The organism is Rhodococcus sp. NPDC080181 (genome assembly GCF_040702225.1).
Lineage (GTDB): Bacteria > Actinomycetota > Actinomycetes > Mycobacteriales > Mycobacteriaceae > Rhodococcoides > Rhodococcoides fascians.
The window spans coordinates 292,982-303,296 of sequence record NZ_JBFBKN010000006.1; the positions used below are offsets into that span (position 1 = coordinate 292,982).

A 10,315-nucleotide genomic window follows, 5' to 3' on the forward strand; every position below is an offset into this window, starting at 1 on the left:
GTCTTCCCCCGACGAAACCAGGAGTCACACCGTGAGCTCGACTATCCGCATCAGCCTGGCCCAGATCACCAGTGGCGAAAACCCCACCGAGAACCTCGAACTCATCGAGACCCACACCCGCGCCGCGGCGCACGCAGGCTCGGACCTCGTCGTGTTCCCGGAGGCGATGATGCGCTGCTTCGGCGGACCCATCCGAAAGTTCGCGCAGCCACTGGACGGCGAATGGGCACAGACCGTTCGTCGGATCGCGTCCGACGCCGGCATCACCGTCGTCGCCGGAATGTTCACTCCCGCGCCCGACGACAGAGTGACCAACACACTGCTCGTCACCGGCCCGGGCGTCGAGGCGAGCTACGACAAGATTCATCTGTTCGACGCGTTCGGATTCGCCGAATCCGATACCGTCGCACCGGGTTCCGACCCGCTCGTGCTCGACATCGCGGGAGTCCGCGTCGGCTTCGCGACCTGCTACGACATTCGCTTCCCTGCCCTGTTCCAGAAACTCGGGGACCTCGGTGCCGAACTCGTCGTGGTACCGGCGTCCTGGGGATCGGGTGACGGCAAAGTGGAGCAGTGGACCCTGCTCGCCCGCGCACGCGCCCTGGACTCGACCACTTTCATCGCGGCCTGCGATCAAGCCGAACCTGCTGCCGCCGAAGGCAATGCCCCACTGGGCGTCGGCCACAGCATCGTCTGCTCCCCCACCGGCGAGATCCTCGGCCAACTCGACGCGACACCCGGCATGCTGACGATCGACATCCATACCGAGCTGGTCGACGCCGTGCGCAAGAACCTGCCAGTGCTGAAGAACCGCAAGCACTTCGACGCCTGAGCGCGCCGCGAACTCGAAGTTATGGACGAATTCTGGCCCAAATCCGTCCATAACCTCGAGTTCAGCGAGGATCTGCGCGCCTGGACCAGAACTCGTCGACCACCTCGGCCAATCGATCCGGCTGCTCCAACGCCGGTATCACCCGCGCGCCGCTGACGGTGGCCTCGCGCGCATCGACCATCGTGGCGACCACGGCGCGGGCCTCCTCCGGCGTCCATTCACCACGATCGTCGGTGGTGACGAACAGCGTCGGACACGTCAAGGCCTGTGCAGCCCAATTCAAGTCCGTTCGATTCAGAATCGCCGTTTTGATGGCCAGGATGGTCGCCCGACGGCCCGCCCGCCCGATTGTGTCGCGCAGCAACTGCACCGCCTCGGGGTCGTGAGCTCGGGAATGATCGGTGAAAATGGTTTCCTCGATGGCCGATCGCACCGGGCCACGAAGCCCGACAAGGCGATACAGCGGCAGCAGCATGCGGACCTTGCGACGCAACGCCTCGTCGATGGGATGCGTCGGCGCACTGATCGCAACGAGGGTCGAGATCAGATCCGGTCGTCGCGCGGCTACCTCCATACCGACATGACCACCCCAGGCATTTCCGACCCAATCGACGCTGCCGAATCCCCATCGGCGCTGCATCTCTTCGAGTAGTTCGACAGCGGCATCGGCACACGCCGAGATATCGGCGGCTTCGCTCAACGGGTCGCTCGAACCACAGGATGGGGCGTCGACCAGGTGCACAGTCCGAGTTGCAGCCAGCTCCGACAGGACGCGATCCCAGCTCGAGGAGTCGACGAACATGCTGTGCCACAGCACAACCGGCGGTCCCGTGCCCGTCACTCGGACGTGTAACCGACCGAGTCGAGTAGGAAAGTGGTATTCGTTCATATTTAACATTACACAGCGTAATCTCAATTATGTCTAGACTGCATCTCATGGCCAGGACTTACTCGTCGGACCTGCGCACCGAGCGCGCTCGACTCAACCGCGCCGCAGTGATCGACGCCGCACATGCGATGTTCTTGAGTCGAGGATGGGTCGCCACCACCATGGCCAACGTCGCGTCGGAGGCCGGTCTGACCCGGCAGACCGTCTACCAACAATTCGACGGCAAGCTCGCGTTACTGGACGGATGCATCGACAGTGCGCTCTCGAACGGCCTGGACTCGCCCGTCCGCCAGTTGCCGGACTACGAGAAGATGGGCACCGGAACGTTCGAGGAACGACTCGTCGCCGGCGCGGCGTGGCTCCGCGGGGCACATGAGCGATCCGCGGCCATACAACACGTGCTGGACGAGGCCGCAGTAGTGGATCCAGTTGCTGCGCAGCGGCTCTCGGTCCGAGAGAAAACGCGATGGGACGAGAACCGTTGGGCAGCAGGGCTGATTCTCGACGGTCCTCCGCCGGACATCGTCGTCGACGCCATGTGGTTGCTCACGGCTCGCTCGGTGTGGCTGAGATTGACCCGCGAGCGCGGATGGACCTCCGAGCAATGGGAGCAGTGGTTCATCGCACACGCTCGGACAGAATTGCGGCCGCGAACTCGAAGTTAGGGACGAATTCCGGCCGAATCTCGTCCATAACTTCGAGTTCGCCGGGACACCAAGCCCCGTCACGCGCCGAGTTCGCAGTTGTGTCGACGAAACAGCCCATATCGCCTGCGTAACTGCGAACTCGGCGGGATACGCAGGCCGACAACGACAACGCCGCCGGCTCCCGAGGGAGTCGGCGGCGTTGTCGTGCAGCAAGAACTAGCGGGAGCTGACGTCCTGGTAGTCGCGCTCGGTGTAGCCGGTGTAGATCTGGCGCGGACGGCCGATCTTGCCCGTGGTGTCCTCGTTCTGCTCGCGCCAGTGCGCGATCCAGCCCGGGAGACGGCCCATCGCGAACAACACCGTGAACATGCGCGGCGGGAAGCCCATCGCGCGGTAGATCAGGCCGGTGTAGAAGTCGACGTTGGGGTACAGCTTGCGCTCGACGAAGTAGTCGTCGGTGAGCGCGGTCTCTTCGAGCTTGAGTGCAATCTCGAGCAGTTCGTCGCCGTTGCCCAGCTTGCCCAGGATCGTGTGTGCGGTTTCCTTGACCAGCGTCGCGCGCGGATCGAAGTTCTTGTACACCCGGTGTCCGAAGCCCATGAGCTTGACGCCGTCTTCCTTGTTCTTCACTCGACGCAGGAAGTCGGTGGCGTCGCCGCCCTCGGCCTTGATCTTGTCGAGCATCTCGAGCACGGCCTGGTTGGCACCGCCGTGCAGCGGGCCCCACAGCGCGTTGATGCCGCCGGAGATCGAGGTGAAGAGGTTGGCCTGCGAGGATCCGACGAGGCGGACCGTCGACGTCGAGCAGTTCTGCTCGTGGTCGGCGTGCAGGATGAGCAGCATGTCGAGTGCTTTGACGATCTCGGGATCGACCTCGTACGGCTCGGCGGGGAAGCCGAACGTCATGCGCAGGAAGTTCTCGACCAGGCTCTTCGAGTTGTCCGGGTAGAGGAACGGCTGACCGACCGACTTCTTGTAGGCGTAAGCCGCGATGGTCGGCAGCTTGGCCAGCAGACGGATGGTGGAGAGCTCGACCTGCTCGGGATCGTTCGGCTCGAGCGAATCCTGGTAGTACGCCGACAGTGCGTTGACCGCGCTCGACAGCACCGGCATCGGGTGGGCGTTGCGCGGGAAGCCGTCGAAGAAACGCTTGAGGTCCTCGTGCAGCAACGTGTGGCGACGGATGCGGTCGGTGAACGTCTCGAGCTCGTCCTCGGACGGCAGCTCCCCGTAGATCAACAGGTAGCTGACCTCGATGAACGACGACTTGCCCGCAAGCTGTTCGATCGGGTAACCGCGGTAGCGCAGGATCCCCGCGTCACCGTCGATGTACGTGATGGCCGACTTGGTGGACGCGGTGTTGACGAACCCGCCGTCCAGCGTCGTGTAGCCGGTGGTCGCCAGCAGCTTTCCCAGCTCGATACCGTTGTTGCCTTCACTGGCCTCGGCAATCGACATGGAATATTCGCCACCGGGGTAGGTGAGGGTGGCTTTGGCATCATTCTCAGCGGGCACGAATGGTCCCTCTCGAACTCGTGTAACGGACACGTACTTAAAACGGACAGTTCTAACGTCGCTAGTGAAACTAGTCTCTCGGTGCCTCGGACGCCCAGGGAGGGTCGGCACCGGGTCGTGAAACCGTGATCGCGGCTGCCGTGGCAGCGAACGAAAGAGCTTGCCGCCAATCCTCCCCGGTCATCTCCTGTACCGCTTTCGATGTGATAATGGTCTCTTTTTCCAGGTAGCTCAACAGTGCGCCGTGCACGGTGTCACCAGCGCCGATCGTGTCGACGACGTCGACGGCCACGCCCGGTACCGACACCTCCTCGGCTGCTGTCACTCCCGTGGCCGTCGTCTCCCCGGACGCGGTGAACACCGAGATACCGTCCCCGCCGCGGGTCATCACCACCGCGGTCACACCAGCGGCGAGCCAGTCGTCGACGGTGGTGCCCTGCGTGCCCAGCCCCAGCCAGTACGAGTCGTCCTCGGACACCTTGAGAATGTCGATGCTCGGCAACCACGAGCGAAAGCGGTCGCGAAATCCGTCGGCGGTGATGTCGCCGCTGGTGCTGTCGATGGCGGCCGGGCGAATGTTGGGGTCGAGCATCGTCAGCTTGCCCGCCGCCCGAGCTCGATGCAGCAATTCGGCGTACACCGACGCGCCGGGCTCGTACAGCAACGACAACGTGCCGAAGGACAGAACGCTGATCTCGTCGGGCAGATCACCGGGATCGGCGACGAGTCGATCGGCCGTGCCATCGGCGTAGAACGAGTACTCGGCGCTGCCGTCCTCGGCGAGGGTCGTCATCGCCAACGTCGTCGGCTCGTCACCGCGCTGCACCGACGAGATGTCGACACCGGCATCGCGCAGACTCGCCAGGATCTGCTCGCCGAACGAGTCGCGAGAGATGCGGGAGAGATAGGCAACCGGCGACCCCAACCGGCCGATCGAGATGGCGACGTTGAACGGCCCGCCGCCGAGTTTCGGTGAGAGCAGCGGCCCCTCGTGCACCGGCACCAGATCCACCAATGCTTCGCCGCACACCAGAATCGTCACTTCTCGTACTCCATTCCCCAGCTGCCGGACCAGGTTTGCCCCGGGTCGAGCACGATCAGATCGATCTCGGAATTCAACGCGTCGGGCGGGCAGGTCATCGGTTCGATCGCCAACGCACGTCCCCGGTCCGGGTACGCCTGATCGTTGGCGGGATCGGCGGTGAACACCTGCACCCACCCGAAGTTGCTGTCGGTCCACAGCACCGTCGCGGTGCCGTCGGGGCCACGCAGTGTGTGCTTCGCGCGTCCGTCTACATCCGGCACCGAGGCACTGAACGGGGTGTCGAGCTGCACGCCCTCGAGGTTCCGAGGCTGCCGAAAGTCGTACTCGGTATCGGCCGTCGGCACCGAAAGCCCTACGGGCAGATTGCGTACCGGATCGAGCGGCAGCCGCGTACCCGCGGACAGTTCGAGCGTGCATTCGTCGAGGGGTACGTCCCCCACACGCACGTAGGTATGGAATCCCATTCCGTACGGCGCAGCCGATTCGCCCGTGTTCGTCGCCGACGCGGTCACCGTCAGACCGTCGTCGGACAGCTCGTGTGCCACCGTCAATCGCAACGAGAACGGCCAACCCTCGTGCGTGCCGATGTCCACGCTCTGCTCGACGCGAGACTCGGTGTGCTCGTCGAGAGTCCACTCCACCCGTCGGACGAAACCGTGGCTCGCGTTGTTGCGGGCCGGTTCGGTGATCTCCAACCGATGTTCGACGCCTTCGAACGTGAACGTTCCGTCGGCCGTTCGATTGGGCCACGGGGCCAACACCAGTCCCGCCGACAGCGGCGGCTTGGTGCCCGCCTCCCACGTTTCGGTGAGCGGTGAGCCGTCGTACTCGAGGACCCGCAGGCCCGCTCCGACAGCAGCGACGTCGGCGCGATACTTGCCGCTCGTCAACGAATACGTCTGCGCCTCAGCTGTGGGAGCCATGCGAGCCATTGTCCACGACGGTGTCGTCCACCGTCTTGCTACCGACGATTGCGCCGACCCGGTAGCGAATGAATGCCGGTAGCGCGAGGGCTGCGATCGAGACACCGATGACCACCAGCACACCACCTCCTGCGGCGGCCGCGGCCGTCCCCACCGAGGCCGCTGCCGCGCCGTGCAGAACATCGCCGATCCGGGGCCCTCCCGCGACGACGACGATGAAGACGCCTTGCAGTCGGCCGCGCATCTCGTCGGTCGCCACCGTCTGCAGCATCGTGCTGCGGAACGCCGCCGAGATCATGTCGGCACCGCCACCGAGCGCCAGAAACGCCAGTGCGAACCACAGGGCAACCGTCGTCGCTCCGTCGGTCGCCGCACCGACGGCGAGCCCGAATCCGATCATCGCCACGCCCCAGACGACGATGCAGATCAACACCGCAAGGCCTTGACGCCGCACGCGCGGTAGCCAACCGGAGAACACTCCACCGAGCACCGCTCCCGCGGACATCGCCGCGAACAGCATGCCCAGCACCGGCCCACCCGAGGCCGGGTCCCCGAAACTGTCGTGGGCGATCTGCGGGAACAGCGCCCGAGGCATCCCGAACACCATGGCGATGATGTCGACGACGAACGACGCCAGCAGCACCTTCTGGGTAGCGAGGTACGCGAAACCCTCGAACACCGAACGTAATCCGGCGCGTTGACCGGACTTGGCCGGCGGAATGCCCGGCAGCCTGATCACCGCCCACAGCGTGGCGAACAGTGCGATGGTGTCGATCAGGTAGAGCGTCTCCAGTCCGATGTAGTAGATGAGGATGCCTGCACTGAGCGGACCGGCGATGGCACCGAAGTTCATCACCGTCATGTTCAGAGAGTTCGCGGCGGGCAACTGCCCCGCGGGCAGGATTCGCGGCAGTATCGCACTGCGGGTCGGCTGATTGACGGCGAAGAAGGCCTGCTGAACTGCCAACAGCACCAACACGATCCACACGTTGTTCAGTTGCAGGAACGCCTGCAACCAGAACAGTGCCGACGTTCCGATCAGGCCGAACGTGGTGATCATCAACAAGGTTCGGCGGTCCATCACGTCGGCCAGGGCCCCGCCCCACAGCCCGAACACGATGAGGGGCACCAGAGCGAACACGCCCGTCAAGCCGACGTAGGCCGAGCTCAGGGTGATCTGATAAACCTGTTGCGGCACAGCGACGATCGAAAGCTGCGCGCCGATGACGGTGACGATGTTCGCCAGCCACAGGCGGCGATATGCGGGAGTCTTCAGCGGGGTCGTGTCGGCCAGGATGCCGCGCAGCCCGCTCACGGTTGCAGTCGCTCGATCACACCGCTCGCCGGCATCACTCGAATTCTGTTGTGCATCCGGCTGGTTCGACCCTGCCAGAATTCGACGATCTCCGGTTCGACGCGGACGCCGCCCCAATTCGGCGGTACCGGCACCTCGCGCCCGTCGAACGTCGCGGTGACCTCGGCCAGTTGCGCGGCGAGAGCGTCACGAGACACGACGGTTCGCGATTGCTCCGACGCCCATGCGCCCAGCTGCGAGCCGCGCGGTCGCGTCCGCCAGTACGCCTCGGTGGTGTCGCGGTCGACTCTGGTGACCGGTCCGCGGACGGTGAGCTGACGGGCGATGCCGATCCACGGAAAGGTGATGGACGCGTACGGCGTCGACGCCAATGCGCGGCCCTTGTCCGAGTCGTAGTTGGTGTAGAACACCACGCCCTCGGCGTCGAGGTCCTTGCACAGGACGGTGCGGGTCGCGGGCCTACCGGCAGCGTCGACCGTGCCGAGCACGATCGCGTTGGGCTCGGGCAGATTCGCGGCAACGGCGTCCGAGAGCCACTGCCGGGCCAGTGGCAACCAGCCGTCGCTCAGGGCGTCGACGTCGAGATCCTTGGGCTCGCCGTAGTCCACTCGCATGGTGGCCAGGCGCTGTTCGTCTGCAGACACGAACCCAGACGCTACTCCCGCGTAAAAGCTCGCTATGGTTTCCGCAAGCACGCCCGGATGCGGCGCAGAGCCGGGCGCAGTCGCGACGAGGGAGTCCACAGACCATGGCTGTTCAACACGTTCCCGAAGATTTCGTTCCCGGTCTCGAAGGTGTGGTCGCCTTCACCTCCGACATCGCCGAGCCCGACAAGGACGGCGGCGCACTGCGTTACCGCGGAGTCGACATCGAGGAACTGGTTGCACAGGGCGTCACCTTCGGCGATGTGTGGGCGCTGTTGGTCGACGGGGAATTCGGCCGCGGCCTGCCACCGGCCGAGCCGTTCCCCCTGCCCATCCACACCGGTGACGTCCGCGTCGACGTGCAAGCAGGCCTGGCGATGCTCGCTCCGATCTGGGGGTATCAGCCGGTACTCGACATCGACGACAGCACCGCCCGCGACAACCTGGCCCGCGCCTCGGTGATGGCGCTGTCCTACGTCGCGCAGTCCGCTCGCGGCATCTACCAGCCCGCTGTGCCCCAGAGCCGCATCGATCAGGCGGCCACCGTGACCGAGCGCTTCATGGTCCGCTGGAAGGGCGAGCCCGACCCCGCCCACGTCGCCGCCATCGACGCCTACTGGGTCTCCGCCGCCGAACACGGCATGAATGCGTCGACGTTCACCGCCCGAGTCATCGCCTCCACCGGAGCCGACGTCGCAGCATGTCTCTCCGGAGCCATCGGCGCGATGTCCGGCCCACTGCACGGCGGCGCGCCGGCCCGCGTACTGCCCATGATCGAAGAAGTCGAGAAGACCGGCGACGCCCGCGCGCTGATCACCGGAATCCTCGACCGCAAGGAAAAGCTCATGGGCTTCGGGCACCGCGTCTACCGCGCCGAGGACCCCCGAGCCCGCGTCCTGCGCGCCACCGCCAAGCGCCTGAACGCTCCGCGCTACGAGGTTGCCGCCGCGCTCGAACAAGCCGCGTTGACGGAACTGCGCGAACGCCGCCCCGATCGTGCCATCGAGACCAACGTCGAGTTCTGGGCCGCCGTGATCCTCGACTTCGCCGAGGTACCCGCGCACATGATGCCCGCAATGTTCACCTGCGGGCGTACCGCCGGCTGGTGCGCCCACATTCTCGAGCAGAAACGCCTGGGCAAGTTGGTGCGCCCGGCAGCCCTCTACACCGGCCCCGAACCGCGCACCCCCGACTCCGTCGACGGCTGGGACCTGATCCGGTAGTCGACGGTGTCATGACACCCGACTAGCCTGTGGAGGCCATATTCCATCGACGCTAGGACGCGCTACTCCATGGCCGATTTGCCGATCATTCCCGCCGATCTTCTTCCCGCCGACGGACGCTTCGGTTGCGGCCCGTCCAAGGTTCGCCCCGAGCAGCTGCAGTCCCTGGTCGACGTCGGTGCGTCCGTGTTCGGCACCAGCCACCGCCAGAAGCCCGTCAAGGACGTCGTCGGACGTGTACGCAGTGGTCTGAAAGACCTGTTCTCGCTCCCCGAGGGCTACGAGGTCGTGCTCGGCAACGGTGGTACCACCGCGTTCTGGGATGCCGCTGCGTTCGGCCTCATCCGGGAGAAGTCGCTGCACCTGACCAACGGTGAGTTCAGCTCGAAGTTCGCCTCGGTGGCCAAGAACAACCCGTTCATCGGCGATCCGATCGTCGTCAAGGCAGAGCCCGGCAGCGCGCCCGAGCCCACGTCGGATCCGTCCGTGGACCTCATCGGTTGGGCCCACAACGAGACCTCGACGGGCGTGGCCATCCCGGTCAGCCGTCCGGCCGGCTCGGAGAACGCCCTCATCGCGATCGACGCCACCTCCGGTGCCGGCGGACTGCCGGTGAACGTCGCCGATTCCGACGTCTACTACTTCGCTCCGCAGAAATGCTTCGCCGCCGACGGCGGCCTGTGGGTCGCGCTGATGAGCCCGGCCGCTCTCGCCCGCGTCGACGAGATCGCCTCCAGTGGCCGGTGGGTTCCGGACTTCCTGTCGTTGCCGATCGCCGTCGACAACAGCAGCAAGGACCAGACCTACAACACCCCCGCAGTGGCGACGCTTCTGCTCTTCGCAGACCAGATCGAGTGGCTCAACAGCAAGGGCGGCCTGGATTGGGCCACGAAGCGGACTGCGGACTCGTCCTCACGCTTGTACGACTGGGCCGAGAACAGTGACTTCGCAACGCCGTTCGTGACGAACCCGGATCACCGCAGCCAGGTCGTCGGAACCATCGATTTCGACGAGAAGGTCGACGCAGCCCAGGTTGCGAAGATCCTGCGCGCCAACGGCGTCGTCGACACCGAGCCGTACCGCAAGCTCGGTCGCAACCAGCTGCGTGTCGGAATGTTCCCGGCCATCGAGCCGGACGACATCACCGCACTGACCAAGAGCATCGACTGGGTCGTCTCCACGCTGAGCTAGTTGTAATGAGCAGGGACGTTGTGGACGGCGTGGCAGCGACAGATAGGTGAGGACCTCCGGTATCGGTGTGGTTACCACAACTGCACCGACA

The 10,315-nt window shown here is 65.3% G+C and carries 10 protein-coding genes; 4 read left to right on the forward strand and 6 right to left on the reverse strand.

Going from position 1 to position 10,315, the window contains the following annotated elements; all coding sequences use genetic code 11:
- Nucleotides 1-31: 31 nt before the first annotated feature.
- Nucleotides 32-832, forward strand: a complete 801-nt coding sequence (locus AB0O58_RS10285) for a carbon-nitrogen hydrolase family protein (RefSeq protein WP_027495928.1) — start codon at nucleotides 32-34, stop codon at nucleotides 830-832.
- 61 nt (nucleotides 833-893) lie between these two features.
- Here the strand turns inward: AB0O58_RS10285 and AB0O58_RS10290 are convergent, their stop codons facing one another.
- Nucleotides 894-1,730, reverse strand: coding sequence for an alpha/beta hydrolase (locus tag AB0O58_RS10290; protein ID WP_366238161.1), 837 nt, complete (start codon nucleotides 1,728-1,730; stop codon nucleotides 894-896).
- Between the two features lie 38 nt (nucleotides 1,731-1,768).
- Between AB0O58_RS10290 and AB0O58_RS10295 the strand changes: the two genes are divergently transcribed.
- On the forward strand, nucleotides 1,769-2,386 hold the full coding sequence (locus AB0O58_RS10295) for a TetR/AcrR family transcriptional regulator (protein WP_032372949.1): 618 nt from the start codon (nucleotides 1,769-1,771) through the stop codon (nucleotides 2,384-2,386).
- 198 nt (nucleotides 2,387-2,584) lie between these two features.
- Here AB0O58_RS10295 and AB0O58_RS10300 read toward each other — a convergent pair whose 3' ends face one another.
- The 5 genes from AB0O58_RS10300 to pdxH all read right to left on the reverse strand — a co-directional run bounded on the left by AB0O58_RS10300 (nucleotide 2,585) and on the right by pdxH (nucleotide 7,780).
- The gene (locus AB0O58_RS10300; protein ID WP_027495925.1) at nucleotides 2,585-3,883 is read right to left on the reverse strand and encodes a citrate synthase; all 1,299 of its coding nucleotides are present in this window, start codon (nucleotides 3,881-3,883) and stop codon (nucleotides 2,585-2,587) included.
- 70 nt (nucleotides 3,884-3,953) lie between these two features.
- Complete coding sequence (locus AB0O58_RS10305; protein ID WP_366238162.1) at nucleotides 3,954-4,925, reverse strand: carbohydrate kinase; 972 nt, start codon at nucleotides 4,923-4,925, stop codon at nucleotides 3,954-3,956.
- Entirely contained in the window at nucleotides 4,922-5,851 is a 930-nt protein-coding gene (locus tag AB0O58_RS10310; protein ID WP_032385849.1) for an aldose 1-epimerase family protein, read from the reverse strand. Before AB0O58_RS10310 ends, AB0O58_RS10305 begins: the two co-directional genes overlap by 4 nt.
- Nucleotides 5,835-7,157: an MFS transporter gene (locus tag AB0O58_RS10315; protein ID WP_052053171.1), complete on the reverse strand. Its 1,323-nt coding sequence runs from the start codon at nucleotides 7,155-7,157 to the stop codon at nucleotides 5,835-5,837. Before AB0O58_RS10315 ends, AB0O58_RS10310 begins: the two co-directional genes overlap by 17 nt.
- 5 nt (nucleotides 7,158-7,162) lie before the next feature.
- Complete coding sequence (gene pdxH / locus AB0O58_RS10320) at nucleotides 7,163-7,780, reverse strand: pyridoxamine 5'-phosphate oxidase (protein WP_206498865.1); 618 nt, start codon at nucleotides 7,778-7,780, stop codon at nucleotides 7,163-7,165.
- A gap of 134 nt (nucleotides 7,781-7,914) precedes the next feature.
- Between pdxH and AB0O58_RS10325 the strand changes: the two genes are divergently transcribed.
- Both AB0O58_RS10325 and serC read left to right on the forward strand, forming a co-directional pair.
- Nucleotides 7,915-9,033, forward strand: a complete 1,119-nt coding sequence (locus tag AB0O58_RS10325) for a citrate synthase 2 (RefSeq protein WP_027495921.1) — start codon at nucleotides 7,915-7,917, stop codon at nucleotides 9,031-9,033.
- A gap of 69 nt (nucleotides 9,034-9,102) precedes the next feature.
- A complete protein-coding gene (serC, locus tag AB0O58_RS10330) occupies nucleotides 9,103-10,224 on the forward strand; it encodes a phosphoserine transaminase (protein ID WP_094650599.1) in 1,122 nt (373 codons plus the stop codon).
- The last annotated feature ends 91 nt before the right edge of the window (nucleotides 10,225-10,315 follow it).